Raw genomic sequence first — 26,136 nt, forward strand, 5'->3', positions numbered from 1 at the left:
CCGGCGCCTAGGCCTGCGCGCCGCCCGGCACGATCCGTGAGGCGTCCACGCCCAGCCGGTCGAGCGCCGCCTGCCAGCGCCCGTCCGCAGGCACGTCCCACAGCAGGTCGGGGGTGGCCTGCTCCACCCACACCCACGTTCCCTCACGGGCCTCCTCGGCCAGCTGACCTGCACCCCACCCGGCGTACCCGAGCACCAGCATGAAGCGCTGCCCGCTGCGCTCCACGGCCCGCAGCACGTCCAGGCTGCTCGACACGGTCAGGCCCGGCAGCAGGCGCAGTTCGCCGTCCATGTTCACCGGCTGCGCGTACAGGCACCAGCCCAGCGTCGGATCGACCGGCCCGCCCAGCCACGCCCGTTCCGGATGCCCCGCGAGTTCCGGCATCAGCTCCTGCACGCTCTGGGTCATGGGGGCGTTCACGATCAGGCCCATCGCGCCCTTCTTGTCGTGCTCCAGCAGCAGGATCACCGCACCCTCGAACAGTCCGCCGCGCAGGTGCGGACTGGCCACCAGGAACGTCACGGGCGCACTCATGGACACAGGATAGCGCGGGCGCGGCCGGCGACTCGGGCGTTCAGTACGTGATGCGCCGCGTGACCGTCATGAACGGCTGCCCCTGCATGGTGCCGGTCTGCCGCACCCAGTTCCCCTGCGGGTCGTACTCGATCCGCCACTGTTCCTGCACGTCGCCCAGGTCGGCCATCTCGATGTGCGTCACGCGCCCGGCGGCGTCGGTGGTCATCAGCATGGCCGGGAGTTTGTGCCCGTTGGCCTCGTCTTGGATGCGGATACCCGAGCCATCCGGCGCGTAGGTGTAGGTGGTCTGCCGCGTGTTCCGCAGGCCGGGTCCGGGGAGGGTGGCGGCGATCTCCCGCCGGGTCAGGCGGCCCCGCTCGTCAAGCTGCGCGGTGGTCACCTGGGACACGGCCCCGGCGCGGGTAAGGCGTTCGGTCACCTGCCGCTTCGCCGTGGAGTACGTGCAGCTGACCTGCTCTCTGACCGCCCTCAAGTGCTGGTCCTCCCACACCCCGTCATAGGCGGTCAGTCGCCCCTGAGTGTCGAAGGTCAGCGAGACGGATTGCCGGGGTTGTTTCTGCACATCGGCGAGCGTGACCCCCTGCCCGCTGAACAGGGCTTCCAGGCCCGTCCGGACGCTTTGATACCCGGCCCTGCCGGTCAGGGTCAGCAGCGTGCGGGTGCGGTCCCCCGGGGCCTGCGTCTGGATCTGTATCAGCTGACCGCCCTGGAACGTGAAGGTGCGAATGGTCAGGGCCGTTTCACCCGGCCGGGCGGGGTCGGTCTCACGGCGCTCCTCGACCACCTGTCGGGGTCCGCCCTGGAAGCGGGGCAGCGTGCGGTCCTCACCGGGGACGTCGTAGCAGTACGCGGCGTGTGCGGTGGTCAGCGTGGTCAGGAGGACCAGGGGGAGCAGGCGGCGCATGCCCGGCAGGATAGAGCGGGCGGTCCTGCGCGGCATGCAGCAACAGCTCCCCGCCCAGACTGGACGGGGAGCTGTTCGGGTTCGGGTTACGCGCGGGCGTCGCTGCGGCGGGCGCTCTTGCGTTTGGGGGCGGGCAGGGTGGGGGCGGGGCTGCCGTCACGGGGCGTTTCCAGGGCCTTCAGGCCGCCGACGAGGGCCACGTCGAGCACCTGATCCACGGTCTCGCAGGGGTGGAAGCGCATGGTGGTGCGCAGGTGGAGGGGGATGTCGCGCAGGTCGCCCTCGTTCGCCTTGGGCAGGATGATGTGCTTGATCCCGGCGCGGCGGGCGCCCAGCACTTTCTCTTTCAGGCCGCCGATGGGCAGGTAGCGGCCGGTGAGGGTCATCTCGCCGGTCATGGCGACGTCGTGGCGGGCGGGGATGCCGGTCAGGGCGCTGATGAGGCTGGTGACCATGGCGCCGCCGGCGCTGGGGCCTTCCTTGGGGATTGCTCCGGCGGGCACGTGCACGTGAATCTCGCTGTCGTCGATGCGGGACTTGTCGATGTGGAAGCGTTCGGCGTTCGCCTTGATGTAGGTCAGGGCGGCGCGGGCGCTTTCCTTCATGACGTCCCCGAGCTGACCGGTCAGGACGAGGCCCTTGCCGGGGCTGGTGCTGGTCTCGACGAACAGGATGTCACCGCCGACCGGGGTGTAGAACATGCCGGTCGAGACGCCGACCATGTCTTCCTTGCCTTCGGTTTCGGGGATGTGGCGGGCCTGTCCGAGGTAGCGGTCGAGTTCCTTGTCGGTGACCTTGACGCGCTTGACCTCGCCGGTGGCGATGCGGCGGGCGACCTTACGGGCGACCGTGCCGATCTCGCGTTCGAGGTTGCGCACGCCGGCCTCGCGGGTGTAGTGGCTGATGAGTTTTTCCAGCGCGGCGTCGGTGAACGCGATCTGGTTGGCTTTCAGGCCGTTGGCCATGAGCTGGCGCGGCAGCAGGTAGCGCTTGGCGATCTCCAGCTTCTCCTGTTCGATGTAGCTGTTGAAGTCGATGACTTCCATGCGGTCCATCAGGGCCGGGGGGATCTGCTCGGGGTAGTTGGCAGTGGCGATGAACATGACCTCGCTCAGGTCGAACGGCACGCCGAGGTAGTGGTCGGTGAAGTGCTGGTTCTGCGCGGGGTCGAGTACTTCCAGCAGCGCGGCCGAGGGGTCACCCTGGTAGCTGGAGCCGAGCTTGTCGACCTCGTCGAGCAGGATGACGGGGTTCTTGGTGCCGGCGGTGCGGATGCCCTGGATCAGGCGGCCGGGCATCGCGCCGATGTACGTGCGGCGGTGACCACGGATATCCGATTCGTCGCGGGCGCCGCCCAGGGCGATGCGGACGTACTTACGGCCCAGCGCCTTGGCGATGCTCTGCGCGATGGAGGTCTTGCCGACGCCGGGAGGGCCGGTGAACACCAGGATCGGGCCCTTGTTGACGTCCTCGGCACTCAGTTCGCCGCGTTCGGCGCGTTCCTTGCGCAGGCGGCGCACGGCCAGGAACTCCAGCACGCGGTCCTTGACCTTTTCCAGGCCGTAGTGGTCGTCGTCGAGGATCTGGGAGGCCTGCATGACGTCCAGCTGGTCGTCGCTGCGGGTGTTCCAGGGCAGTTCGGTGATCCAGGTGAGGTACGTGCGGATCACGCTGGCTTCGGCGGCGTCGGGGTGCATGCGCGCCAGGCGGTTGACCTCACGGTCGATGTCCTTGCGGACCTCGGGGCGCAGGTCAAGGGCGTCCAGCTTGGCGCGGAACGCTTCGGCCTCGTCGCCTTCCTCGCCGTCGTCGCCACCCTGGAGTTCCTTCTGGATGACCTTCATCTGCTCGCGCAGGTAGTACTCGCGCTGGTTCTTGTCGATCTCTTCCTTGACCTGGGCGCGGATCTTGGCCTGCACGGCCTGCACTTCCTGTTCGGTGTCGAGCAGGGTGAGCAGCTTGCGGATGCGCGCGGTCAGGCTGGGCAGTTCCAGCAGGGCCTGCTTGTCTTCGAGCTTGAAGTCGAGGTTGAAGGCGATGTGGTCGGCCATCTCGCCCAGGTCTTCCTTGCTGTGGATGGTCTGGACGGTCTCGGCGTTCAGCTTGCCGCCGCTGGCGAGGGCGTCGAAGCGTTCGCGCAGTTCACGGCCCAGCGCCTGGAGTTCGACGGTGTCGTCAGCCTCGGCGGCCAGGGGGGTGATGTCGGCGGTCAGGTAGTCGCCGCGCACGTAGTTGCTGGCGCGGACGCGCGCGACAGCCGAGACGAGCATCTGCACGGTGCCGTCGGGGTTCTTGCGCACGCGCAGGACGTTGCAGGCGGTGCCGACGTCGTACAGGTCGCTGCCCTTGGGGTCGTCGATGTCCTTGTCGCGCTGCGAGACGATCAGGATGACCTTCTCGCCGGCCATGGCGGCCTCGATCGCGCCGATGGAGAGGGCGCGGCTGGCGTCGATGTGCTGGACCATCGTGGGGTAGATCACGCTGCCGCGGACGGGGCAGACGGGGACGGTGCTGGGGAGGGTGTTCGTGGGCATCTCGGAACTCCTTTTCGCCCGGGTGGGTCGTGGTGAGAGCGGGTTCCTGAAACTCCTGCATCCAGGAAACTTGAGTGCAACTATATCAAGTTTCCGGGGTGGGGGCAAGCCGCAGCCGACCCGGACGGGATCACGTCAAACCTCGTCCTCCACGACAAAAGCCTACGCCCGCACGCCTGACACAACCCTCACGTGAAGCTGACGAGACCTTCACCACTCCCTGACCCTCCTAGACTGCCTCCATGCCCCGCGTGACCTTCCAGCTCACCCTGCCGCCCGGCACCCCACCAGGGACACTGTTCCTGACCGGCGACCACCGCGCCTGGAGCGACGATCCCGCAGGCTGGACCTTCCGGGAGGGTGTCCTGCACGCCGAGCTGCCCGACGGCCTGCTGGCCCAGGTGAAGGTCCGCCGCGTGAACCCCGACGGCACGACCACCGAGGAAGGTGACTCCTGGGGCGGCCGCGCCCGCGCCCACCGCGTCGTCGTGCGTGGCGACACCACCGTTCCCCTGACCGTGCCGGGCTGGCAGGCCGGCCATGCAGGGACCGCCCGCCCCACGCGCAGCGCCCCACCCCGCGAGGAGACCGTGCTGAGCGCCCCCTGGGGTGAGCAACCCGTGCGCCTGTGGTGGCCCGAAGGGCACGAGGGACCGCTGCCGCTGCTGATCCTGCACGACGGGCAGAACGTGTTCGACGAGGCGCCCACCTTCGCCGGGGACAGCTGGGACGCCGCCGGCGCCGCGCAGGCCCTCGCGGACGCCGGGTACCCGGTCCGCATCGCGGCGCTGCCCGTGAACGACGACCGCAGCCGCCGCTACGTCCCGTTCCCATTCGAACTGAACGCCTTCGACAGCGGCGCCGACGAGTACGCCGACTGGCTCAAAGGCACCCTCCTGCCGCACCTGCACGGCCGCTTCGGGCCCGTCCCCGCAGAGGACACCGCGCTGGCCGGATCCTCGTTCGGCGGGCTGATCACCGCGTACGCCGGCCTGCGCGACCCCGGCACCTACGGCACGCTGGGCGTGTTCAGCCCCGCCGTATGGCCCGCCGACTTCGCGTTCCTGCGCTGGATGGCCGGGCGCGGCGACCCGCACTCACGCGTGTGGGTGGACATGGGCGACCACGAGGGAAGCAGCGTGCAGGCCGCGCAGGAGGTCACCCGGCTGGCCCGCGACCTGACCGCGCAGCTCGCCCCGCACGTCCGTGAAACCCGCTTCACGGTCGGCGAGGGCCACTGGCACGACGAACCCGCCTGGAAGGATCGCCTGCCCGCCTTCCTGCGCTGGTGGCGGACCGGTCAGGTCTGATCAGCGCAGCAGGTCGCCCGCGATGATGAGTTTCTGGATCTCGCTGGTGCCCTCGTAGATGCGCAGGAGGCGCTGGTCGCGGTAGTAGCGTTCGACGGGGCTGTCTTTCATGTAGCCCATGCCGCCCGCGACCTGCACGGCCTTGTCGGCCACCTGGGAGAGGGCCTCGGTCGCGTGGTACTTGGCCACCGAGGCCATGCGGCGGACGTCCTGGCCCTGGTCGACCATCCAGGCGACTTTCTGCCACAGCACGCGGCTAGTCTGCACGGCGATCTCCATCTCGGCGAGCATGAACTGCACCGCCTGGAATTCCGCGATGGGTTTCCCGAACTGTTCGCGGGCCTGGGCGTGCGCGACGGACAGGTCCAGCAGGCGCTGCATGGCGCCCGTGGAGCGCGCGGCGATGCCGACGCGGCCGTTCGTGAGGATGCCCAGCGCCTCGCGGTACCCGAGGTGCTCGGGCCCCAGGAGGTTGGCGGCCGGGACCACCGCGTCCTGGAAGATGACTTCGGCGCTCAGGGCGCCCTTCTGGCCCATCTTCTCGTCGATCTTGCCGATGCTGACGCCGGGCGTGTTCTGCGGCTCGACGAGGAAGGCACTCATGCCCTTGCTGCCGCGCGCGGGGTCGGTGACGGCGATGACGGTCAGCAGGCCCGCGATGGGCGCGTTGCTGATGTAGTGCTTGGTGCCGTTCAGGACGTACGCATCGCCGCGCCGCTCGGCGCGGGTGCGGATGTTCGCGGCGTCGCTGCCGGAGCTGGGTTCGGTGATGGCGAAGCCCGCGACGCACTCGCCGCTCGCCATGCGCGGCAGGAAGCGCGACTTCTGCTCGTCGGTGCCGAGCTTCACGAGGCCACTCGTGCCGATGCTGGCGTGCGCGCTGATCACCCCGCCGAAGCCCATGTGGCCCATACCGAGCGCCTCGTACACGGCGCAGCGGCCCAGGGCGCCCAGGCCGACCCCGCCGTACTCCTCGGGGATGCTCAGGCCGAACAGGCCCAGCTCGGCAGCCTCGCGCAGCAGGTCCTCGGGGACGTGGTTGGTCTCCTCGATCTCATGCGCGCGGGCTTCGACGCGCGTGAGCATGAAATCGCGGATGATCGCCTGCATGTCGCGCAGGTCGCCGGGCAGCTCGAAGTTCATGTGCCCCCCAGCGTACTCCCTGCGGGCGGGACACCTGCGGGCGCGGGCGCGTGGCAGCATGGGGGCAGGAGGTGGCGGGCATGACGGACGGGGACAGGCCGACTGGGGACTGGCTGCTGCGCTCACTGGGGCAGGCGGAGGTGCTGCGCGGCGGCGTGCCGGTCGCGTGGCCCGCCCGCAGCGCCGAGGAACTGCTGTGGTACCTGCACGCGCACCCGGACGGCCGCTACCGGCACGACCTGCTGCGGGACCTGTGGGATCTGGAGGACACCCCGGCCGCCGCGAACCGCTTCCGGGTGGCGCTGCACCGGCTGCGGCACGCGCTGGACTTCCCGGAGGCGGTCACCGAGCGGGGCGGGCGCTACGCGCTGCATCCGGACCTGCTGGCGGCCAGTGACACGGCGGCGCTGCACCGGGCGCTGCGCGGCGCGCGGGAGGCCCAGCTGCCGCGCGAGCAGGAGGACCTGCTGCGCCGGGCGCTGGCCAGTGCGGACGGCGAGTACCTGCCGCACCTGACGGGCGAGTGGGTGCAGGAGGCACGGCAGGCGCACCGCGCGGCGATCGTGGAGGCGCACCTGACCCTGGCGCGGCTGCACTGCGCGGCGCACGAGTGCCCGCTGGCCGCGCAGGATCTCGTGCGGGCCGCGCAGACCGACCCGCTGATCGGGGAGGATCACCACCAGCGGCTGATGGCGTGTCTGGCGATGACCCGGGACCGGTACGCGGCGACCGAGTACTACCGCCGCTACCGGCAGTACCTCCTGACCGAGATCGGGGACACGCCGCTGCCGGAGACGGTGGCGTTCGCGGAGCGGCTCAAGGGGGGCGAACTGCCGTGCGTGAACGCGCCGTTCCGCCCCGCCGGTTCCGGCGACCCCACCTGACGGTCAGACAGGCTGGATGAAGGGCCCTGGTCACCGCCGGGGCCCTCGCTGCTGCCGCGCCCAGACGGCCTGAAGTGGGATTGCGCAGCCGGTAATGGCTTCGTAATGCCCTCACTGGACCCTCACGGCATGGAGGTGTTCCATGCGAGTACTTGATCTGATGACGGCCCCGGTGATCACGGCGGCCCCGACCCTGTCCCTGCCGGACGCGGCGCACCTGATGCGTTCGCGCGGCATCCGCCGCCTGCCGGTGATGGACGGCGCGGCGCTCGTGGGCATCGTGACCGACCGCGACGTGCGCGAGGCGATGCCCAGCCGCGTGTCCAGCCTGTCCCCCTGGGAGGCCACGACGCGGCTGGCGGCCGTGACCGTGGCGGACGTGATGCGCCGCTCGGTGCTCACGACCCGCCCCGACGCGGACGCCCGCGACGCGGCGCACACCATGCTCACCCACCGGGTGGGCGCCCTGCCGGTCGTGGACGACCAGGGGCGCGTGGTGGGCGTCGTGACCGTCAGCGACGTGCTGCGCGACTACGCATATGAGGACGGACTGAACATGGGTTGCGGTGAGTCGCAGACGAACCCGACTGGAAGGAGCAGCAATGGAGACCGGAGGTCAGGAGATGGACGGACGGTCAGCGCTGTCCTGACCGCCCGGGAATCGGATGACTCCGGTCGCAAGCCCGGTGCCGCCAGTGGCGCGGAGGCGCAGGCGTGAGCGGCCCGCACCACCCGCCGGAGGGCGGCGAGGCCCCGCGCGGCGCGCTGGTCGTGGTGGTCACCCTGGTGCTGAGCATCCTGAGCCTGTGGATGCTGGCGCTGGGCGTCCTGCAGGGACGGGCCTGACATGAGCCGCGCTCCTGAGTCCTCTCCGCCCGCCCGGCTGGATCACCACGCGCTGGAACGCTACGAGACCGCCTGGCTGGGCGTCGCGCTGGTCATGACGGCGCTGCTGTTCGTGGGCGTGCTGGCCAGCGTGATCAGCGGCACCTACCCCCTGCTGGACGCGGGCAGCGGGCATGCCCACGACGGGCCCATCGTCCGGGGCCGCGTGGACCCGAAGAATCTGGCCGCGACGCCCTTCGCGAAACCGGGCCTGGTCGTGGACGCGGCCGGGCAGCCCCTTCTGAACGATCAGGGCACCCTGGACGCGTACATCGTGGCGGGGAACTTCACGTTCCAGCCGGCGGTGCTGCGCGTCCCGGCGGGCTTACCGGTCACGCTGCACGTCACCGCGACCGACGTCGCGCACGGCTTCGAGGTGACCGGTACGAACATCAACGCCGAGATCCTGCCCGGGCACGTCGCCTCCCTGACCGTCACGTTCCGCCACCCGGGCGAGCAGCACGCCATCTGCAACGAGTACTGCGGGGTGGGGCATCACAACATGATCACCCGCTTCGTGGTCGATCCGCCTGCCACAGGCGCCAAGGAGACCCAGTGACCACCGCCCTTCCCTCCCAGTCGGCCCCCAGCGCGGCGCTGCCGGGCCTGGACGCCGCCACGCTGAGCAGCCTCAAGAAACTCACGCAGTACTACGCCGTGACCGCCTTCATCGCCCTGATGATCGGCGTGCTGCTGGGGCCGCTGCAGGCGCTGAACTACGGCGGCGTCAACGTGTACGACTATCCCCTGCTGAAGGTCCTGCTGGGGTCATACTACCAGGGCCTGACGCTGCACGGCGTGCTGAACGCGCTGGTGTTCACGCAGTTCTTCATCAGCGGCTGGATGCTGTACCTGCCGGTGCGGGACCTGAACGTCCGCCCGAACATGCGCTTTGCGTGGTTTACGTACCTGACCATGACCGCGGGGCTGCTCACGGCCGCCGTGCCGCTGCTGACGAACAACGCGACGGTGCTGTACACCTTCTACCCGCCGCTGGAGGGCAGCCCGGTGTTCTACATCGGCGCGGCCGTGATGGTCGCCGCGAGCCTGCTGGTGGCCGGGCAGGTCGTGTGGCTGTGGCTGGCGTGGAAACGCGCCCACCCGGGCCGCGTGACGCCCGTCGTGACGTACATGAGCGTCGCCACGTGGCTGATGTGGGTCGTGGCCGCGCTGGGCCTGGTCGTCGAGGTCGTGGTTATGTTGATCCCCTGGTCGCTGGGCCTGACCCGCGGCGTGGACCCGCTGCTGGCCCGCACGCTGTTCTGGTGGACGGGGCATCCCATCGTGTACTTCTGGCTGCTCCCGGCGTACATCTCGTGGTACGCGTTCCTGCCGCGGCAGGCGGGCGGCCGCATGGCCAGCGAGGGCCTGACCCGGCTGGCGTTCGCGATGTTCCTGGTGTTCAGCGTGCCCGTCGGCCTGCACCACCAGTACGCCGATCCGAACGTTCAGAACAGCTGGAAGATCATCCACATGTTCCTGACGTTCCTGGTCGCGGTGCCCAGCCTGCTGACCGCGTTCAGCGCCGCCGCGTCGCTGGAGGACGCCGCCCGCGCCCGGGGGGGCCGGGGCCTGATCGGCTGGGTGCGCCGCCTGCCGTGGGGGAACGCCAGCATGACCGCGCAGGTGCTCGCCATGGTGTCGTTCATCTTCGGCGGGGCGGGCGGCATCGTGAACGCCTCCATGGCCTTCTCGCCCGTGGTGCACAACACCGCGTGGATTCCCGGGCACTTCCACATCACGGTCGGGACCGCGACCACCCTGACGTTCATGGGCGTGATGTTCTGGCTGGTCCCACACCTGACCGGCAAGCGGCTCGCGTCGCCCCGAACAGCGCTGGCGTCGGTGTGGTGGTGGTTCACGGGCATGATGCTCTTCGCGCTCGGCATGCACTGGCAGGGACTGGCGGGCGTGCCCCGGCGCGCGCAGGTGAGCGCCTCGGCGCAGCAGGCGGTGTACGACGCCATGCACCTCGGTCTTCCGAAGGCGATCACGGCGGCCAGCGGCATCGTGCTGTTCGTCGCGGCCATCCTCTTCTACGCGGTGCTGTGGCGCACGCTGCTCTCCCGGCGCGTGGACGACCCGGAAAGCACCCCGATCCCCACGAGCGAGGCCATCAGCGCCGCTGGAGAGACCCTGGCCGGGGCGAGCCCTCTGGTGCGCCGCACCGAGCCGCTGCTGGCCCTGACGTTCGTGGCCCTCGTGCTGGTGATCCTGGTGTACGGCCCGGTCATCGCGCCGATGCTGGCGAACTATCAGTTCATTCCCGGCCAGAGGCTCTGGTGAGCGGCATGAACGAGGCGTACGGGAGCTGGTTCACGCCGGGGCAGATCGCGGGCTTCGTGGGACTGCTGGTGCTGGGCGCGGCGCTGGGCGCCGGCTCGTACGGGGTCGGGCACCGCCTGGCGGGCACGGGCAGCGGCGCGGTCGTCGCGGCGGCCAGCAGCGCCTCCACCCCGGACGGCAGCGTCCTGTACGCCGGGAACTGCGCCGGCTGCCACGGCGCGAAGGCCGAGGGTGCGGTCGGCCCCGCCCTGAAGGTCGTGGGCGGCTGGAGCGCCGCCGACTTCCGTCACGCGGTGCTGGATGGGAAAGCCCCGGAAGGCCGCACGCTGGGCGTCGTGATGCCCCGCTTCGCCACCACCGGCCTGGACGGCGCGCCCCCCACCGACACGCAGCTGGACGCCATCCAGGCGTACGTGAAGACCCTGCCCTGACCGGCACGCGCAGACCGGGGCCGCCCGCACCGCACGTGGGATTGACAGGTGGCCCCGCTGCCTTTAATCTGTGTGGGCCTGACAGGACGTGGGCCAGCGTGGTGGGTTTAGCTCAGCCGGTTAGAGCGCCGCTCTGTGGAAGCGGAGGTCGTGGGTTCAAATCCCATAATCCACCCCACACCGAAATCCCGGCCCCAGGCGTCAGCCCAGGGCCGGATTTCATTTCACGCCGGACAGGTCGGCACACCAGCGTGCGGGGATGGCGGAATTGGTAGACGCACCAGACTTAGGATCTGGTTCCCGTAGGGAGTGAGGGTTCAAGTCCCTTTCCTCGCACCACACGAAGCTCGCTCAGGCGGGCTTTTTTCATGACCGCCCGACCAGTCGCCGGGGTCTGCTCAGGCGTCACGGCCCGGCGGGAGGCGCACCGCCGGCACGAGCGGAATGGAGAAGCGGCCCAGCAGGTCGGCCAGATGCGCGGCGGACACGGGCAGCACCACGCGGCCCTTGAGGTACAGGGCGCTGTCACTGTGCACGGTCTGCCGGATCACGTCGCGCAGATACACCGTGTGCGTGGCGCCCGCGTGGGTGAACCGGACGCGGTCCATGATGCCAGGGACCCAGGTGAAGCTCAGATCGGTGGGTTGGGTCATCGGTTGACTCCTCGCTGGAGTCGTGAGGACAGACATCACTCCAGACTGGGCAGTATGCGCCGTGTGGGCGGCCTCCACTGGTCAGCAGCCGCACTTGGACACAGCGGACGCGCCTATGCGGGGGGAGAGCCGACCGGTTCCGGCACACGGGCAGGACAGGGAAACCATGCACCAGTGTTCGCACTGGTGCGGCAGGTGGCCTCCAGCTGGTACGCGCTGGCACTCATGCAGGGCTGCACGGCGTAGCAGGCGACGGAGATGGGCGTCATGCAGGCGCCACTGTTCCTGAGCGACCTGGGGATCGTGGGCGAGGCGCGCCCCTACCTGACGGGCGCGCGGGACGCCATGCGCACGGCCGAGGGACCCGGCTTCGGCCGCGCCCACTGACCGCCCACCGCGTCTGCCCGCCTGGGCCGCAAAGGAGGCGCGATCCTATTTGAAACGCGGCGCAGCCGCTAGCGTGATGGATGCTCGAACTTCAGGGAACCTACACGGCGCTGCCCAACAAGCGTCTCGTCATTCTGGCCCGCCCCTTTCCCGCCGCGTCCGGTGTGTGGGCGCAGGACATCGCCGCCCTCGACGAGGCCTTCGAGGCCGCGAACCGCTGCGAGGTGCGCTTCCGCACGCCGTTCGGCCTGATGGCCGGCCAGTTGCAGGAGAAGAATGCCCGTCAGGACCGCATGCGCTCCTTCGAGGGATACGTGTGGTTCCTGCGTCCCGCCGCGCCGAGCACCTCCCAGACGACCTCTGGCGCGTAGTCCCCGCGGGCGGCGCTGCGTTCCGGCGACCTGCCGGGACGGAATCCCACGCAGCCGCGTCAACGTCAGGGCCCGGCGGCTCCGGGTTCCACTGGGACGGCGTCCCGTTGCCCTGGTGGTCCCGGTGGCCGGCGCTTCAGGCGGTGGTCGTCTGACCGCCAGCCTGTTCGGCCAGCGCCAGGAACTGGTGCACCAGGGCGATGCTCATGCTGCCCTCGCCGACGCTGCTCGCCACGCGCTTGACCGAGCCGCGCCGCACGTCCCCGGCCACGAACACGCCGGGCACGCTGGTCTCCAGCGGGAAGGGATCACGCCTGAGGGGCCACGCGCCCTGCGGGGCCAGATCAAGGCCCGAGCAGACGTAGCCGCGCTCGTCACGCAGCACCACGCCGCCCAGCCAGTCGGTGCGGGCGTCCGCGCCGATCAGCACGAACAGCGAGTCGGTCTCCACGTGCTCGTCCTCGCCGGTGTCCGAGTGGTGCACGGTCAGGCCCCTCAGGTGCGAGTCGCCGTGCAGGGCCGTGACCTCGCAGCACTCGCAGATGCGGACGTTGTCCTTGGCGCGCAGCTGGTCGATCAGGTACTGCGACATGCCCTTCTCGACGTGCGGCGCGCGGATCAGCAGCGAGACACGCCGGGCGTAGTTCGAGAAGAACATCGCCGCCTGCCCCGCCGAGTTCCCCCCGCCGATCAGGTACACGTCCTTGCCGCGCGTGCCGGGCGCCTCGGTGCGGGCCGCGCCGTACCACACGCCCCGCCCCACGAAACGCTCGGTGCCGCTCAGCGGCAGGGCGCGCCAGGAGACGCCCATGGTGAGGACCACACTGCGCGCGCGTACCCGCGTGCCGCCGTCAAGCTGCACCTCGTGGGCATCCGGGCCCGGGATCAGCGCCGCGACCTCACGGGTAGTGACGACTTCCGCGCCGAAGCGGCGCGCCTGTCGCAGCGCCCGCGCGCTCAGTTCCCCGCCGGACAGCCCGGTCGGGAAACCCAGGTAGTTCTCAATGCGGCTGCTCGTGCCGGCCTGTCCGCCCGGGGCCTCCTTCTCGATCAGCAGCGTGCACAGGCCCTCCGAGGCCCCGTACACCGCCGCCGCCAGCCCCGCCGGGCCGCCCCCCACGATCACCACGTCGTACTCCTCCATGCTGGGTTCCACCTGCAACCCCACGCGCGGAGCGAGGTCCCGCACGCTGGGCCGGACGAGCACCTCACCGTCCGGCAGCACCACGGCCGGCAGGGGACCCACCTCCACACCCGTGGGAATCTCGCAGGCCAGGGTGGGGGCGCCCGGGTCCAGCCAGCGGAAGACCACCTGATTGCGCGACAGGAAGTCCCGCAGCCCGAAGCAGTGCAGGTCGTCCGCCGAGCCCACCAGCAGCGTCACGGCCGCCGGGGCGTCCAGCACCACGCGCTGGAGGTTCTGCACGCGGCGCGTCATGTTCGACAGGACGGTGCCCGCCAGGGTGTCGGAGTAGCGCAGCAGCGCCATGAAATCCTGACCGTCCACCCGCATGACCCGCACCGGGGTCCGGGCGCGCAGGTCCACGGTGGCCGACGTGCCCAGCAGCAGCGGCAGCTCGCCGAACGAGTCACCTGGGCCGTAGGTGTCCACGGCCTGCGTCTCGCCCGCGACGTCCTTCGTGACGTCCAGTTCGCCTTCGAGCAGCACGAAGAACGCGACCGAGTCCCCCTCGCGGATCAGGTACTCGCCCGCGTTCAGCCGGACGTCGGCCGACTCGGCGGCCACCGCGCCCAGCAGGACCTCGTCCAGCCCGGCGAACAGCGGCACTTCCCGCAGGCACTGCGGCGTGATCATGCGCTCTCCTGGGTGCTCGGTCTGTTCATGGCGTCCAGGGCAGTGTACGCCCCGCGCGCCGGCCCCAGGCGGGGAGCCCCGCGCCGGCGCCTCCCCTGCCCACTGCGCGCAAATGCACTATCATGCTTGGCGGCATGTCGCGCCCAGGCCCCGCGGTGGTGGGGAGCCGGTGAGCGGCAGGGCAGATTCAACAGAGGAACGCGCCGCGCACGCCCGCACGCACCCCCACTGGGGCCTGACGGCGGGCGGAGGCGGCGCAGACGGGAGACCCAATGGCAGAGCTGATCAGCAGAGAAGGCAACAAGGTGGAATTCAAGGTGTCGGTGCCCGCCGCCGAAGTGAACCGCGCCTACGACCAGGTGTGGGCCGGTCTGGCGCGCGACGTGCGCGTGCCCGGCTTCCGCCCCGGCAAGGCTCCCCGCAAGGTCATCGAAGGTCGCGTGGGCAAGGGCTACGTCGAGCAGGAAGTCCGTGACCGCCTGCTGGAAACCCACTACACCCAGGCCGCCCGCGAACTGAAACTCAGCCTCGTGGACGCCAGCATCGAGCCGCAGACCCTGGCCAGCGGCCAGACGTTCGAGTTCACCGTGAAGGGCGAGACGTACCCCGAAGTGAAACTCGCCGACTGGAGCGGCCTGAGCCTCAGCGCCGCCGCGCCCGAGATCACCGACGAGGTGCTCGAGCGCACCCTGAACGACCTGCGCGAGCGCAACGCCACCTTCGAGAGCGTCGAGCGTCCCATCGAGGCCGGCGACCAGGTGACCATCGAGGAAGAGGGCGAGGATGGCGGCACGTACCCCGTGTACCTTGACGTCGCCGAGGCGCACGTCCGTGACGCGCTGGTCGGCAAGACCAAGGGCGACACCGTGGAGATCACCGTGCCCGCGCACAGCCACGGCGACCACGAGCACCCCGAGCACACCGTGACCGTCAAGGTCGTGGACGTGAAGACCAAGCAGCTGCAGGAGCTCGACGACGCGTTCGCGGGCAGCCTGAACTTCGACTCGCTGGAGCGCCTCAGAGGCGACCTGAAGGGTGAACTGGAGCGCCGCGCGCAGCAGGAAGGCGAGGCCGCCCGCCGCGAGGAGTTCATCACCGCGCTGGTCGACGGCATGGAAGCCGACATTCCCCAGGCGCTGCTGGACCGCCGCCGAGAGGGCATGCTCGAGGAGATCAAGGACGACCTGGGCCGCCAGGGCGTCAAGTGGGGCGAGTACGAGGCGTTCATGCAGGAGCAGGGCAAGCTGGACGACTTCATGGCCGACCTGGGCAAGAACGCCGAGAGCCGCGTGAAGCGTGACCTGGTGCTGGAGAAGCTGGCCGAGGACCTGAAGGTGCAGGTCAGCGACGCCGAGTTCAACCAGACCATGAACGCGCTGGCGCAGGCCAACGGCCTGACCCCGGCCGAGCTGAGCAAGCAGCTCGGGCCGAACGGCATCAACTCGTACTACATCAGCCTCGTGCGCGAGAAGGGCCTCCAGCAGGCCATCGCCCAGCTGTCCGGCGCCAAGGGCGAAGGCAGCGAGGCCGCCACCGAAGAGCAGAGCACCGAAACCAGCGCGGAGTAATCCCGTCTGAAGGGCCGGGGCGTTCCTGCGGGAGCGCCCCGGTTTTGCTGCTGTCCGTGACTGGAGGAGGCGGGGGAGGATGCTGGCCCGGCCAGCAGGACACGGCCGCGTTCCTCTGTTCCACGTCCGGACGGACGCACGCCCGGTCCCTGCACGCCGGAGCGCGCCCTGTGGCGGGTTCTCGCTCCGAACGGTGCGGGTCGGCGGTGAGCAGCGCACCCGCCGCCGATCTGCGCACCGCCAAAATCTGAACTCAATTCATTGAACGGACGTTCAATGAATGCTACGGTGCCCCCATGAGCGACCCCTCCCCCACCCGGCCCACGCTGGGCATCACGGCGCTGGGCATGTACGTCCCCGAGCGCGTCGTGCCGAACAGCGACTTCGAGGCCCGCATGGACACCAACGCCGACTGGATCGAGTCCCGCACCGGTATCCGCGAGCGCCGCTTCGCCACGCCCGAGCAGTACACCAGCGACGTGGGCGTCCTGGCCGTGCGCGACCTGCTGCGCCGCGACCCGCAGGCCCTGCAAGGCGTGGACGCCGTCATCTGCGCCACCGTCAGCCCCGACGCGCTGATGCCGTCCACCGCCGCGCTGATCGCCATGCAGGTCGGCCTGACCGGCGCGGCCGCCTTCGACCTCTCGACCGCGTGCAGCGGCTTCGTGTACGCCCTGAGTGTCGCGCAGGGCCTGATCCTCGCGGGCAGCGCGCGGCGCGTGCTCGTGGTGGGCGCCGAGGTCCTGAGCAAGATCGTCGATCAGGACGACCGCAACACCGCCATCCTCTTCGGGGACGGCGCGGGCGCCGCCGTGGTCGGCCCGGTGCCTGCCGGGTACGGCTTCCAGGACTTCATCATGGGCGCCGACGGCAACGGCGGGTCCAGCCTGTACCTGCGCTGCGTGGCCCCCACCCTCCCCGGCGGGTTCAACATGGGGGACTCGGTCGGCATGAACGGCCGTGAGGTCTTCAAGTTCGCCGTGCGCGCCCTGGGCGACAGCGGCACGCAGGTCCTCGCCAAGAGCGGCCTGACCACTGCCGACGTGGACTGGGTCATCCCGCACCAGGCGAACGTGCGGATCATCGAGGCCGCCATGGACCGCTTCGGGCTGCCCATGAGCAAGACCATCGTGAACCTCGACCGCTACGGGAACACCAGTTCCGCGACCGTGCCGCTCGTGCTGCGCGAGGGTGTGGACGCCGGGCAGATCACGGACGGGCAGCAGCTCCTGCTGATCGCGTTCGGCGGCGGCCTGAGCTGGGTGGCGGGCACCATGAAGTGGTGGGGCGGCGCGCCCAGCCTGAAAGCCGAGAGCAATGCCCAGCAGACGGAGGTGACCGCATGAAGATCGCCGCACTCTTCCCCGGGCAGGGCTCGCACAGCGTCGGCATGGGCGCCGACCTGACCGCCGCGTTCCCCGAAGCGGCCGAGGTGTACACCCAGGTCGAGCACGTCCTGCCGGGCCTGCGCGCCGTGATCGAACAGGGCCCGCCCGACGACCTGACCCTGACCGCCAACCAGCAGCCCGCGCTGGTCGCCGCGAGCGTCGCCGCGTACCGCGCGTGGCGCGCCCACACCGGCCTGACGCCCGCGTTCGCCGCGGGGCACTCGCTGGGCGAGTACTCCGCACTGGTGGCTGCCGACGCCCTGAGCCTCGGGGACGCGCTGCGCCTGACCCGCCAGCGCGGCGAACTCATGCAGGCCGCCGTGCCGGTCGGTGCGGGCGCCATGAGCGCCGTCATGGGCGACCCGGCGGTCGTCGCGGAAGTCTGCGCCGGGACCGAAGGCGCGCAGCCCGCGAACTTCAACGCCCCCACCCAGACCGTCATCAGCGGCACGAAGGGCGGCGTGGACGCCGCGAACGCCGCCCTGAAAGCACGCGGCCTGAAGGCCATCCCCCTGAAAGTCAGCGCGCCCTTCCACTGCCCGCTGATGGCGCCCGCCGCCGCCGGGCTCGCCCCGGAGCTCCAGACGACCGCGTTCGCGCCCCCCGCCTTCCCGGTGTACGCGAACGTCACCGCGCAGCCGAACACCGACCCCACCGCCCTGCCGGGACTGCTGACCGAGCAGATCACCGGGGCCGTGCGCTGGGTCGAGACCATCCAGGCGCTTGCCGCCGCAGGTGCGGACGTGTTCATCGAGTTCGGTCCCGGCACCGTCCTGACCGGCCTCGTCAAGCGCATCCTGCCCGACGCCCGCACCCTCAACGTCGGCACCGCCGCGCAGGTGCAGGACTTCACCCTGTGAACCTGGCAGCGTTCCAGAACGCGCTGAACGCCCGTGGCGCGGAGGTGGCCGCATTCTTCGCGGCCCTGCCCGCACAGGACTTCACGCGCGCCGCCCCGGAACGCTGGTCGGCCGCGCAGCACCTCGATCACCTGATCCGCTCGCACAAGGTGCTGGCGCTGGCCCTCTCCATGCCGCGCGACCGCTTCGGCTGGGGGCAGCGCACGCCGCCCGGCAGCCGCAGTGCCGCCGAGCTTCAAGCGGCGTACCTGGAGGCGCTGCGCGGCGGCGTGAAGGCCTCAGGCCGCTTCCTACCCGATCCGCAGGGCACCCAGGCGGAACTGGTGCAGACCTACCGCGACTCGGTCGCCCTGCTGGAGCATCACCTCACCGCCTACTGCACAGACACCGAATTGCACGGCGCGACGCTGCCCCACCCGGCCCTGGGTGAGGTCACGCTGGCCGAGATGCTGCATTTCACCCTGTACCACGACCTGCACCACCTGCGGGGCGTGCAGACTGCACTGAAGCCTCAAGCACTGGAGATCCCATGACCGAAACCCCCCGTAAAGTCGCCCTGGTGACCGGCAGCAGCCGGGGCCTGGGCAGAGCCATGGCCCTGAACCTCGCCGCCAGCGGCTTCGACGTCGCCATCCACTACGGCCGGAACGCCGACGAGGCCCGCAAGGTCGCGGACGAGGCCGCCACGCACGGCGTGCGCGCCGAGGTGTTCGGCGCCGACCTGACCGTCCCCGCGAACGCCGGAGAGCTCGTCGAGGACGTCATCAAGGCGATGGGCCGCCTCGACGTGCTCGTGAACAACGCCGGGATCACGCGGGACACCCTCGCGATCCGCATGAAGGACGAGGACTGGGACGCCGTCCTCCAGACGAACCTGTCGAGTGCGTTCACGGCGTGCCGCGCGGCGATCAAGCACATGATGCGAGCCCGCTCGGGCCGGATCATCAACATCGCCAGCGTGGTGGGCCTGATGGGCAACCCCGGACAGGCGAACTACGTGGCGAGCAAGGCGGGCCTGATCGGCCTGACCAAGGCCCTGGCCAAGGAGTACGGCGGGCGCGGCATCACCGTGAACGCCGTGGCGCCCGGCTTCATCGAGAGCGACATGACCGCGCAGCTGCCCGACACTGTGCAGCAGGCGTACCTGGGCAGCATTCCCCTGGCGCGCTTCGGGCAGCCACAGGAGGTCGCGGCGCTCGTGGCATTCCTGGCGAGTGACGGCGCGGGGTACATCACCGGGCAGACCATCGGCGTGGACGGCGGGCTGAACCCTCACTGAACGGCGCGTGCCACCGGTCATTTCATGACCGTTGAACCCCGTTCAAATCAGCTGCCTCTCATGGACGCCGCGTGTAGACTGGCGCAGACTTCAGTATCAGGAGGTACGAACTCATGGCAACTTTTGATGATGTGAAAGACGTGATCGTGGACAAGCTGGGTGTGGACGCCGACAAGGTCAGCCCCGAGGCGCGCTTCGTGGAAGACCTGGGCGCCGACAGCCTGGAGACCGTGGAACTGATCATGGGTCTGGAAGACAAGTTCGGCATCACCATCAGCGATGAGGACGCCGAGACGATCCGCACCGTGCAGGCCGCTGTCGACTACATCGAGAGCAAGCAGTAACTCAGGACGCTCCCCCAACGCGGGGGGCAGCGTGACGGGCGGGGTGCGGGCAGAAATCCGCCTCCCGCCCCAACTTTTTCCGGGTGGCCCCGTGCGGGGCGGGCCCAGTCAGGAGGGAAGCCAGTGGGTGTTTCAGGACTGAAACGGGTGGTGATCACGGGCCTGGGGCCGGTCACGCCCATCGGGGTGGGCGCGCAGGCGTTCGCGCAGGCGCAGCGGGCCGGGAAGAGCGGCATTGCAACCATCACGCGCTTTGACCCGGCGGAGACCGGCAGCAAGATCGCGGGTGAGGTGAACGACGACCTGTCCGCGTTCGTGGACCCGCGCGAGGCGAAGAAACTCGACCGGTACGTGCAGCTGGCCCTGGCGGGCGCGGCGCTGGCCGTGCAGGACAGCGGCCTGAGTGAGGACGAGCTGCGCGGCGAGCGCACCGGCACCGTGATCGGCAGCGGCATCGGCGGCGTGAAGACCTTCGAGGATCAGGCCGGGGTGCTGCACTCGCGCGGTCCGGGGCGCATCAGCCCGATGTTCATCCCCATGATGATCGCGAACATGGCGACCGGGCACGTCGCGATGCGCTACGGCGCGACCGGCCCGAGCAGCACGGTCGTCACCGCCTGCGCCACCGGCACCGGCGCGATCGGGGACGCCGCGCGGTACATCCAGCTGGGTCTGGCGGACGTGATGATCGCCGGGGGCAGCGAGGCCGCCATCACGCCCATCGCCATCGGGGGCTTCTCGAACATGAAGGCGCTGTCCACCCGGAACGACGAGCCGGAACTCGCCAGCCGTCCCTTCAGCGCCTCCCGTGACGGCTTCGTGCTGGGTGAGGGTGCGGGCGTGGTCGTGCTGGAGGAGTACGAGCACGCCGTGAAGCGCGGCGCGACCATCTACGCCGAGGTCGTCGGGTACGGCACCAGCGCCGACGCGCACCACATCACCATGCCCGCCCCCGAGGGCCGCGGCGCGCAGGTCGCCATGCGCATGGCGCTCGCCACGGCAGGCGTGAACCCCGATCAGGTCGGGTACATCAACGCGCACGGCACGAGCACGCACTTCAATGACCTGCACGAGACGCAGGGCATCAAACACGTGTTCGGCGACCACGCCCGCAATCTTGCCATCAGCTCCACGAAGAGCATGACCGGGCACCTGCTCGGCGCGGCGGGCGCCGTGGAGGCCATCGCGGTGGCGCAGGCCCTGAAGGACGGCGTCCTGCCGCCCACCATCAACCTCACCGACCCCGACCCGGCCCTCGACCTGGACTACATTCCCCTGGAGGCCCGCGAGGCGCAGGTGGAGTACGCGCTGAGCAACTCCTTCGCGTTCGGCGGCCAGAACGCCGCGCTGCTGTTCAGGAAGATCTGAGGTTCAAGGAAGCGGCCCCCTCCAGTGATCGGAGGGGGCCGCTTCATGATGTGTTCGGCGGCTTCAGATGGCCTGTACGTCGAATTTCAGGCCCAGTGCGGCGAGGTCGTCGCTGTTGGGGTCGCGGCCGGTGACGACGCCGTACGTGGCGCGTTCCGGGGTGAGGTAGGTGTCCATGACGCGGCGCAGGTCGCCCAGGGTGACGGCCAGCAGGCGGGCCTTGTAGGCCTGCTCCACGTCCTGGGTGTAGCCGGCGTGGTCGCCGTAGATGCGGCGGCGGCCGGCGGTGTCGGGGCTGGTGAGGGGGTCGAGGATCTTGCTGGCGGAGAGGATCGCCTCGGTCAGTTCGCGCTCGCCCAGGTCGCCGCTGAGGAACGTGCGGGCGTCTTTGAACACCTGGAAGGTGCGGGCCACGTGCGGGTCACGGTAGCTGCTCATGGCGAACACGCCCTCGCGCGGGTCGAAGCTGGCGGCGCCGCCGTACGCGCCGCCCTTCTCGCGCAGTTCGGGCAGCAGGTACTCGCTGCGCAGCACGCGGGACAGGACGAGCAGGGCGGGGCTGTCGGGGTGGGTGTAGGGGACGGTGGGGAACGCGACGGCGTTGTACGAGACGGGCACGTCGGTCGTGCGGGCCTGCGGGGCGCGCGTGGGCAGGGCGGGCGCGGGGCGGCCGACGGGGGCGTCGCCGCTGAAGAGATCAGTCAGGGGGCTCAGGTCGAGGTTCAGGTCGTCGGGCGTGGCGGTCAGCGCGAGGAGGGGTTCCGCCGTGCGGATCAGGTCCCGCAGGCGCCCGAAGCGCTCCAGGAGGTCGTCTAGGCCCCCCTCGCCTTCGACGGTGGCTTTCAGGGTGGCCAGGGCGGTCAGGCCGCTGAAGCGTTCCTGCACGGCGCCCGTGACGCTGAGCTGCGCGGCGGCGAGGCGTTCGGCGTAGGCGTTCCCGGCCTGCACGACGCTGGCCTGAAGGCCCGCGAGGCGCTGCTTGAGCAGCTGCTCCAGGCGGTCGCGGGTGAAGTCGGGCGCGGCGATCAGGTCGCGCAGGACCTCCACCAGGGCGGGGGCGTTGCGGGCCAGGGCCTTGCCGCTGAAGGTCACGGCGAGGCGCACGGCGTTCAGGTCGTCCGGGGGGGTGCCCACGCCGACGGCGGCACTGACGCCGCCCGTGACGGCCTCGATGCGGCGCGCGAGGCTCACGTAGTCCCGCCCGGCGGCGCCGCTGCGGGTCACGGCGAAGGTGTACAGCGGCAGCGCGTCGAGCAGGTCGTCGGGCAGGGCCGGGAGGCGCAGCTGCACGTCCAGGTACGTGAGGCCGCCGGTGGGCTGCGCGGCGCGGGCCACGCGGGCGCGGCCGGGCTGCTCGGTCTGGTAGGGCACGGCCGGAGCGGCGGTGGGGATGTCCCCGAGGCCCAGGGTGGGCAGGACGCTGCGGTCGGCTTCCTGACCCTGAAGTTCCTTGAGGCGCAGGCTGTCCGCGACGATGCGGGCGCGGTCCTCGTCGGTGAAGTCGGCGCTCAGGCGCTCGACCAAGGCGGCCTCGTCCGCCTCGGCACGTTCGGCCAGGGCGGGGTCGGGCGTGACTTCCAGCGTGACGCGGTGCGGGTTGGTGAGCAGGTCACGGAGCATCGGCTTGAACACCGCGCCCCGCGCGAGGTCGGCCCGCAGGCGAGAGAGCTGAGCGTCGAGGCGCAGACCCGTGACCGGGTCGCCGCCCTGCATCCAGGGGCCGAGCAGGCGGAACATCACGCTCAGCGCGAAGGGGTAGCCGCTGTTGCTGACTTCCTTCTGCGCGATCTCGAACTGGTGGAGGCTGCTCTCGATCAGTTCCGGCTCGATGCCCTGCGCGGCGATCTCCTCCAGGGTGCGCAGCACGAGCGCCTCGACCTCGGCGGCCTTCCCGGCGGGGAGGCCCTTGAGCCCGGCGGCGAAGGCCCCCTCGCGGAACGAGTCGCGGTAGCCGCTGCCGTCCGCCAGGGCGCTGCCCAGCCCGGACTCGATGAGCGGGCGGGTCAGGGGCGCGGCGGGGTTGCCCAGCAGCACGTCACTCAGGACGCTCCAGCGCAGGTTCAGGTCCGGGTCGCTGGAGTGCCCCAGCTTCCAGCCGACGAGCACCTGCGCGCCGCGTTCCACGTCGGTGCCGGGGTACACGGCGCTCTCGTGGCGGGGCGCGTCGAACGCGGGCTGGTCGGGAATGCTGACGTCCAGCGTCTGCGGCGCGAACTGCGCCATGACGTGGTTCTCGATGGCGTCCAGGATGCGCGCCAGCGGCAGCTGCCCGTACGTGTAGAAGAACGCGTTGCTGGGGTGGTAGTGCGCCGCGTGGAAGGCCCGCAGGCCCTCGTAGGAGAGGTTGGGGATCTCCTCGGGCGCGCCGCCGCTGTTGTTCGCGTAGGTCAGATCCGGGTACAGCGCCTTGCCGAACGCGCGCCACATGACCGAGCCGGGGCTGGCCATCGCGCCCTTCATCTCGTTGTACACGACGCCCTGCAACTTCAGCGGCGTGCTGGGGTCATCGGGGGTGGCGAATTCGAAGCGGTGCCCGTCCTGCCGGAAGCTCTCGTAGCGCATCAGCGGGAAGAACGTGGCGTCCAGGTACACGGCCAGCAGGTTGAAGAAATCCTTCTCGTTGCGGGTGGAGAACGGGTAGGTCGTCCAGTCGCTGGCGGTCATGGCATTCATGAAGGTGTTCAGCGATCTGGGCAGCATCGAGAAGAACGGGTCGGGCACCGGGAACCGCTGGCTGCCCATGAGCACCACGTGCTCCAGGATGTGCGCCACGCCCGTGCTGTCCTTGGGCACGGTGGGGAAGGTCACACCGAACGCCGAGTTGTCGTCCGCGCGGATCACGTGCGCGTGCCGCGCGCCCAGTTCGTGGCGCAGCAGCACCAGCGTGCCCTGCATCTCGGGCAGGGCCTCGACGCGCTCGACGGTGTAGCGGCCCAGCATCTCGCCCACGTGTGGCGCGGCGGGCAGTGAATCCATGATCGTCATATGCCCGGCAGTCTAAACCCGCTCCCGCTGGGCCGTGCGGGAAGTCGGGCACGATTCGGGGCCCGGCGCACCCGGCGGTATCACGGTTCGTTCACCGCCGCGTGGCCCGGCGCGGCTACACTGCTGGGCATGGCACATTCGCGTTTCGCCGCCCGGCGGGGGCTGGGCGTCCTGCTCGCCTGCGCGCTGCCCGTGGGGGCGCTGGTCGCCTGCGGACAGGACCTTGCGGGCACGTCCAGCAGCAGCGCCCGGGACGCGCTGTACTTCAACGACCGCGCCAGCGGCCTGCCCCCGGTGTACCTCCAGGAACCGTACACGACGCCCATCGAGGTCGCGGGCGGCGCGGGACCGTACACCGTGCGCCGGATCGAGGGCACCCTCCCACCCGGCCTGACTCTGAGCGGCACGACCCTGAGCGGCACGCCCACGAAGGCCGGGACGTACACCTTCACGCTGGAGGTCACGGATTCCACGCTGAGCAGCAAGCAGAAGTCGTACACCCTGAACGTGCAGGAGCTGCCGCCCCTGAGCCTGAGCCTGACCCTCCCGGGCGGCGAGATCCGGGGCGAGACGCGCGTGCCGCTGCTGATCACCGCGCCGCGCAGCGTGCGGGCCGCGCGCGTCACGTGGACCCTGCCGGAGAAGGTGACGGTCACGCGCGTGCAACCCGAGGGCGGCGCGCTGGTGTTCTGGCGGCAGGACGGGACGCGCCTGACGGTGGACCTGGGCTTCAAGGCGGTGCCGCGCAGCGGGTCGCGCGTGGCGCTGATCAGCGTGAAACCCGCCGCGCCCGTCACGCTGAGCAGCCCCGACCTGGGCTACGAGGCGCGCGGCGGGGACGGCAAGGCGCTGGCGCAGAAACTGACGGCCGCCGAGCAGAAGGCCGCAGACGCCCAGAAGGCGGCCGAGCAGAAGAAGGCAGACGAACAGAAGGCGGCCGACCAGAAAGCCGCCGAGCAGAAGCCCACTGACCAGAAACCAGCGGAACAGAAACCAGCGGAATCGAAGCCGACCGACGCGCCCAAGACCGGCACGGACACCACCCCGCCGGGTGAGGTCCCGCAGACGGATCCGCCGAAGACCGAGCCCAACCCCACGCCCCCGCCTGCCGGTGGAACGGGAGGTGGCAAGTGAACGCGCGCACGCTGCTGCTGGCCGCCGCGCTGGCGGGCCCCGCCCTCACCGCGCTCTCCCCCGCCCTGGCGACCACGGCGCCCACGCTGACGCTGGCGCAGCAGGCGCAGCGGGCCGAGGTGATCGTCCGCGCCACGCTGGGCACCCCCGCCGAGGTCAAGGACGGGGAGGTCACGTACCTCGCGTACCCGCTGACCGTCACCGAGACCATCGCCGGGGACGCCACGCGCCTGCCACAGCAGGGCGGTAAACCGGCCCTGTTCGTCCTGAAGGGCGTGGACGGCCTGCCCGACTTGCGCGCGGGCCTGGAGGTCGTGGCGCTGCTGTACGCCGCGCGGCTGGACAGCCCCCTCGTGGGCTTCAACCAGGGCCTGTACGCCGTGACGGGCGGCAAGGTCACGGCCGGGGACATCACCGATCCGGTGAAACTGCGCGAGGCGCTGCTGAGCGCCCGGGGAGGCAAGTGATGCGCGCCCGTTCCCTCCTGCTGGCCCTGCTGGGCAGCGTCCTGCTGGGGTCCGCCGGCGCGGTCAGCGTGAAACTCCGCCCGCAGGGCGAGGAACTCACGAAGGCCGTGCAGGCCGCCCTGGCCGCCCTGGCCGGCCCGGACTTCCCGGTCACGCTGGACACCAGCGGCGGCCCCATCCTGACGCTGGGCGGCGCGGCGCCCTTCAGCCCGGACGTGGCCGCCCGTAGCTTCGGCCTGGGCACCGAGCGCCGCATCGAGTTCAACCCGCGCGGCCCGCTGAACCTTCAGGACGCCCTGCGCGCGGAACTGACCCGCGAGTGGAAACTGACCGACTGGACGACCGCCAGCGCCCGCGCCCGCCTGAGCGGCGCGGACCTGAACGGCGACGGGAAGATCGACCTGACCGACCTCGCGCTGCTGATGAACAACTACGGCAAGACGACCAGCATCGGCGACCTGGACGGCAACGGCAGGGTGGACGACGCCGACCTGCGGCTGTTCAGCGCCCAGTACAGGCTCTAGCCGGGCGTGGCGTCGAGTACCCGCACGGGCGCCGGGTACTCGACGGAACAGCCGGAAGTCGCAGAAGAGAGTCCGCG

25 protein-coding genes and 2 tRNA genes are annotated in these 26,136 nt (G+C 70.5%); 20 read left to right on the top strand and 7 right to left on the bottom strand.

All coding sequences use genetic code 11. The features are described from left to right. Positions 1–7: 7 nt before the first annotated feature. From AUC44_RS12325 to lon, 3 genes are all read right to left on the bottom strand, one after another. Entirely contained in the window at positions 8–535 is a 528-nt protein-coding gene (locus AUC44_RS12325; RefSeq protein ID WP_062159019.1) for a YqgE/AlgH family protein, read from the bottom strand. A gap of 40 nt (positions 536–575) precedes the next feature. Continuing rightward, complete coding sequence (locus AUC44_RS12330) at positions 576–1,442, bottom strand: hypothetical protein (RefSeq protein WP_062159020.1); 867 nt, start codon at positions 1,440–1,442, stop codon at positions 576–578. 86 nt (positions 1,443–1,528) lie between these two features. Next, positions 1,529–3,976: an endopeptidase La gene (gene lon, locus AUC44_RS12335; protein WP_062159021.1), complete on the bottom strand. Its 2,448-nt coding sequence runs from the start codon at positions 3,974–3,976 to the stop codon at positions 1,529–1,531. A gap of 242 nt (positions 3,977–4,218) precedes the next feature. Here lon and AUC44_RS12340 point away from each other — a divergent pair, with 242 nt between their 5' ends. Beyond that, positions 4,219–5,286 (top strand): alpha/beta hydrolase, encoded by a 1,068-nt coding sequence (locus tag AUC44_RS12340; protein WP_062159022.1) that lies wholly within the window; start codon positions 4,219–4,221, stop codon positions 5,284–5,286. Here the strand turns inward: AUC44_RS12340 and AUC44_RS12345 are convergent, their stop codons facing one another. Next, the gene (locus AUC44_RS12345; RefSeq protein WP_062159023.1) at positions 5,287–6,429 is read right to left on the bottom strand and encodes an acyl-CoA dehydrogenase family protein; all 1,143 of its coding nucleotides are present in this window, start codon (positions 6,427–6,429) and stop codon (positions 5,287–5,289) included. A gap of 80 nt (positions 6,430–6,509) precedes the next feature. Between AUC44_RS12345 and AUC44_RS12350 the strand changes: the two genes are divergently transcribed. The 8 genes from AUC44_RS12350 (at position 6,510) to AUC44_RS12380 (ending at position 11,254) form a co-directional block, all read left to right on the top strand. Then, positions 6,510–7,313 carry an AfsR/SARP family transcriptional regulator gene (locus tag AUC44_RS12350; protein ID WP_062159024.1) on the top strand — a complete coding sequence of 268 codons (804 nt, stop codon included), beginning with the start codon at positions 6,510–6,512 and terminating at the stop codon, positions 7,311–7,313. 142 nt (positions 7,314–7,455) lie between these two features. Next, entirely contained in the window at positions 7,456–8,031 is a 576-nt protein-coding gene (locus AUC44_RS12355; protein ID WP_082689054.1) for a CBS domain-containing protein, read from the top strand. Next, a complete protein-coding gene (locus tag AUC44_RS17210; RefSeq protein ID WP_257721365.1) occupies positions 8,028–8,159 on the top strand; it encodes a hypothetical protein in 132 nt (43 codons plus the stop codon). The genes AUC44_RS12355 and AUC44_RS17210 overlap by 4 nt, the downstream gene beginning before the upstream one ends. A gap of 1 nt (position 8,160) precedes the next feature. Continuing rightward, complete coding sequence (locus AUC44_RS12360; protein WP_062159026.1) at positions 8,161–8,757, top strand: cupredoxin domain-containing protein; 597 nt, start codon at positions 8,161–8,163, stop codon at positions 8,755–8,757. Continuing rightward, entirely contained in the window at positions 8,754–10,484 is a 1,731-nt protein-coding gene (locus tag AUC44_RS12365) for a b(o/a)3-type cytochrome-c oxidase subunit 1 (RefSeq protein ID WP_082689055.1), read from the top strand. The genes AUC44_RS12360 and AUC44_RS12365 overlap by 4 nt, the downstream gene beginning before the upstream one ends. Positions 10,485–10,489: 5 nt before the next feature. Further along, complete coding sequence (locus AUC44_RS12370) at positions 10,490–10,915, top strand: c-type cytochrome (RefSeq protein WP_062159837.1); 426 nt, start codon at positions 10,490–10,492, stop codon at positions 10,913–10,915. Between the two features lie 101 nt (positions 10,916–11,016). After that, positions 11,017–11,093, top strand: a tRNA-His gene (locus AUC44_RS12375). Between the two features lie 75 nt (positions 11,094–11,168). Beyond that, positions 11,169–11,254 (top strand) — tRNA-Leu (locus AUC44_RS12380). Positions 11,255–11,313: 59 nt separating this feature from the next. Here AUC44_RS12380 and AUC44_RS12385 read toward each other — a convergent pair. Further along, entirely contained in the window at positions 11,314–11,568 is a 255-nt protein-coding gene (locus AUC44_RS12385; RefSeq protein WP_062159027.1) for a hypothetical protein, read from the bottom strand. 467 nt (positions 11,569–12,035) lie between these two features. Here AUC44_RS12385 and AUC44_RS12390 point away from each other — a divergent pair, with 467 nt between their 5' ends. Next, complete coding sequence (locus AUC44_RS12390) at positions 12,036–12,326, top strand: hypothetical protein (protein WP_062159028.1); 291 nt, start codon at positions 12,036–12,038, stop codon at positions 12,324–12,326. A gap of 136 nt (positions 12,327–12,462) precedes the next feature. Here AUC44_RS12390 and AUC44_RS12395 read toward each other — a convergent pair whose 3' ends face one another. After that, a complete protein-coding gene (locus AUC44_RS12395) occupies positions 12,463–14,142 on the bottom strand; it encodes an FAD-dependent oxidoreductase (RefSeq protein WP_062159029.1) in 1,680 nt (559 codons plus the stop codon). A 272-nt stretch (positions 14,143–14,414) separates the two neighbouring features. Here AUC44_RS12395 and tig point away from each other — a divergent pair, with 272 nt between their 5' ends. The 7 genes from tig to fabF all read left to right on the top strand — a co-directional run bounded on the left by tig (position 14,415) and on the right by fabF (position 20,949). After that, positions 14,415–15,710, top strand: a complete 1,296-nt coding sequence (tig, locus tag AUC44_RS12400) for a trigger factor (RefSeq protein WP_062159030.1) — start codon at positions 14,415–14,417, stop codon at positions 15,708–15,710. 296 nt (positions 15,711–16,006) lie between these two features. After that, complete coding sequence (locus AUC44_RS12405) at positions 16,007–17,056, top strand: beta-ketoacyl-ACP synthase III (protein WP_062159031.1); 1,050 nt, start codon at positions 16,007–16,009, stop codon at positions 17,054–17,056. Next, positions 17,053–17,958 (top strand): ACP S-malonyltransferase, encoded by a 906-nt coding sequence (gene fabD / locus AUC44_RS12410; RefSeq protein ID WP_062159032.1) that lies wholly within the window; start codon positions 17,053–17,055, stop codon positions 17,956–17,958. The genes AUC44_RS12405 and fabD overlap by 4 nt, the downstream gene beginning before the upstream one ends. Further along, a complete protein-coding gene (locus AUC44_RS12415) occupies positions 17,955–18,491 on the top strand; it encodes a DinB family protein (RefSeq protein ID WP_062159033.1) in 537 nt (178 codons plus the stop codon). Before fabD ends, AUC44_RS12415 begins: the two co-directional genes overlap by 4 nt. Then, complete coding sequence (fabG, locus tag AUC44_RS12420; RefSeq protein WP_062159034.1) at positions 18,488–19,237, top strand: 3-oxoacyl-[acyl-carrier-protein] reductase; 750 nt, start codon at positions 18,488–18,490, stop codon at positions 19,235–19,237. The genes AUC44_RS12415 and fabG overlap by 4 nt, the downstream gene beginning before the upstream one ends. Before the next feature lie 113 nt (positions 19,238–19,350). Next, positions 19,351–19,581: an acyl carrier protein gene (gene acpP / locus AUC44_RS12425; RefSeq protein WP_046843145.1), complete on the top strand. Its 231-nt coding sequence runs from the start codon at positions 19,351–19,353 to the stop codon at positions 19,579–19,581. A gap of 123 nt (positions 19,582–19,704) precedes the next feature. Beyond that, positions 19,705–20,949: a beta-ketoacyl-ACP synthase II gene (gene fabF / locus AUC44_RS12430; RefSeq protein ID WP_062159035.1), complete on the top strand. Its 1,245-nt coding sequence runs from the start codon at positions 19,705–19,707 to the stop codon at positions 20,947–20,949. 63 nt (positions 20,950–21,012) lie between these two features. Here fabF and AUC44_RS12435 read toward each other — a convergent pair whose 3' ends face one another. Beyond that, positions 21,013–23,934, bottom strand: coding sequence for an insulinase family protein (locus AUC44_RS12435; protein ID WP_062159036.1), 2,922 nt, complete (start codon positions 23,932–23,934; stop codon positions 21,013–21,015). A gap of 129 nt (positions 23,935–24,063) precedes the next feature. On the opposite strand from AUC44_RS12435, the gene AUC44_RS12440 reads away from it, so the two are divergent. Genes AUC44_RS12440 through AUC44_RS12450 form a run of 3 tightly spaced genes read left to right on the top strand, consistent with a single transcriptional unit; the run spans position 24,064 to position 26,059 of the window. Next, positions 24,064–25,068 carry an Ig domain-containing protein gene (locus tag AUC44_RS12440; protein WP_062159037.1) on the top strand — a complete coding sequence of 335 codons (1,005 nt, stop codon included), beginning with the start codon at positions 24,064–24,066 and terminating at the stop codon, positions 25,066–25,068. Beyond that, positions 25,065–25,535, top strand: coding sequence for a hypothetical protein (locus AUC44_RS12445; RefSeq protein ID WP_231724437.1), 471 nt, complete (start codon positions 25,065–25,067; stop codon positions 25,533–25,535). The genes AUC44_RS12440 and AUC44_RS12445 overlap by 4 nt, the downstream gene beginning before the upstream one ends. Continuing rightward, on the top strand, positions 25,535–26,059 hold the full coding sequence (locus tag AUC44_RS12450) for a hypothetical protein (RefSeq protein WP_062159838.1): 525 nt from the start codon (positions 25,535–25,537) through the stop codon (positions 26,057–26,059). Before AUC44_RS12445 ends, AUC44_RS12450 begins: the two co-directional genes overlap by 1 nt. The last annotated feature ends 77 nt before the right edge of the window (positions 26,060–26,136 follow it).

The sequence above is a fragment of the Deinococcus actinosclerus genome (assembly GCF_001507665.1).
GTDB classification, from domain to species: Bacteria; Deinococcota; Deinococci; order Deinococcales; family Deinococcaceae; genus Deinococcus; species Deinococcus actinosclerus.

What these genes read in the sequence shown, in the direction of transcription:
- AUC44_RS12325 (WP_062159019.1), bottom strand. Translation starts at nt 535, where the DNA reads ATGAGTGCGCCCGTGACGTTCCTGGTGGCCAGTCCGCACCTGCGCGGC.
- AUC44_RS12330 (WP_062159020.1), bottom strand. Translation starts at nt 1,442, where the DNA reads ATGCGCCGCCTGCTCCCCCTGGTCCTCCTGACCACGCTGACCACCGCA.
- lon (WP_062159021.1), bottom strand. Translation starts at nt 3,976, where the DNA reads ATGCCCACGAACACCCTCCCCAGCACCGTCCCCGTCTGCCCCGTCCGC.
- AUC44_RS12340 (WP_062159022.1), top strand. Translation starts at nt 4,219, where the DNA reads ATGCCCCGCGTGACCTTCCAGCTCACCCTGCCGCCCGGCACCCCACCA.
- AUC44_RS12345 (WP_062159023.1), bottom strand. Translation starts at nt 6,429, where the DNA reads ATGAACTTCGAGCTGCCCGGCGACCTGCGCGACATGCAGGCGATCATC.
- AUC44_RS12350 (WP_062159024.1), top strand. Translation starts at nt 6,510, where the DNA reads ATGACGGACGGGGACAGGCCGACTGGGGACTGGCTGCTGCGCTCACTG.
- AUC44_RS12355 (WP_082689054.1), top strand. Translation starts at nt 7,456, where the DNA reads ATGCGAGTACTTGATCTGATGACGGCCCCGGTGATCACGGCGGCCCCG.
- AUC44_RS12360 (WP_062159026.1), top strand. Translation starts at nt 8,161, where the DNA reads ATGAGCCGCGCTCCTGAGTCCTCTCCGCCCGCCCGGCTGGATCACCAC.
- AUC44_RS12370 (WP_062159837.1), top strand. Translation starts at nt 10,490, where the DNA reads ATGAACGAGGCGTACGGGAGCTGGTTCACGCCGGGGCAGATCGCGGGC.
- AUC44_RS12385 (WP_062159027.1), bottom strand. Translation starts at nt 11,568, where the DNA reads ATGACCCAACCCACCGATCTGAGCTTCACCTGGGTCCCTGGCATCATG.
- AUC44_RS12390 (WP_062159028.1), top strand. Translation starts at nt 12,036, where the DNA reads ATGCTCGAACTTCAGGGAACCTACACGGCGCTGCCCAACAAGCGTCTC.
- AUC44_RS12395 (WP_062159029.1), bottom strand. Translation starts at nt 14,142, where the DNA reads ATGATCACGCCGCAGTGCCTGCGGGAAGTGCCGCTGTTCGCCGGGCTG.
- tig (WP_062159030.1), top strand. Translation starts at nt 14,415, where the DNA reads ATGGCAGAGCTGATCAGCAGAGAAGGCAACAAGGTGGAATTCAAGGTG.
- AUC44_RS12405 (WP_062159031.1), top strand. Translation starts at nt 16,007, where the DNA reads ATGAGCGACCCCTCCCCCACCCGGCCCACGCTGGGCATCACGGCGCTG.
- fabD (WP_062159032.1), top strand. Translation starts at nt 17,053, where the DNA reads ATGAAGATCGCCGCACTCTTCCCCGGGCAGGGCTCGCACAGCGTCGGC.
- fabG (WP_062159034.1), top strand. Translation starts at nt 18,488, where the DNA reads ATGACCGAAACCCCCCGTAAAGTCGCCCTGGTGACCGGCAGCAGCCGG.
- acpP (WP_046843145.1), top strand. Translation starts at nt 19,351, where the DNA reads ATGGCAACTTTTGATGATGTGAAAGACGTGATCGTGGACAAGCTGGGT.
- AUC44_RS12435 (WP_062159036.1), bottom strand. Translation starts at nt 23,934, where the DNA reads ATGACGATCATGGATTCACTGCCCGCCGCGCCACACGTGGGCGAGATG.
- AUC44_RS12440 (WP_062159037.1), top strand. Translation starts at nt 24,064, where the DNA reads ATGGCACATTCGCGTTTCGCCGCCCGGCGGGGGCTGGGCGTCCTGCTC.
- AUC44_RS12450 (WP_062159838.1), top strand. Translation starts at nt 25,535, where the DNA reads ATGCGCGCCCGTTCCCTCCTGCTGGCCCTGCTGGGCAGCGTCCTGCTG.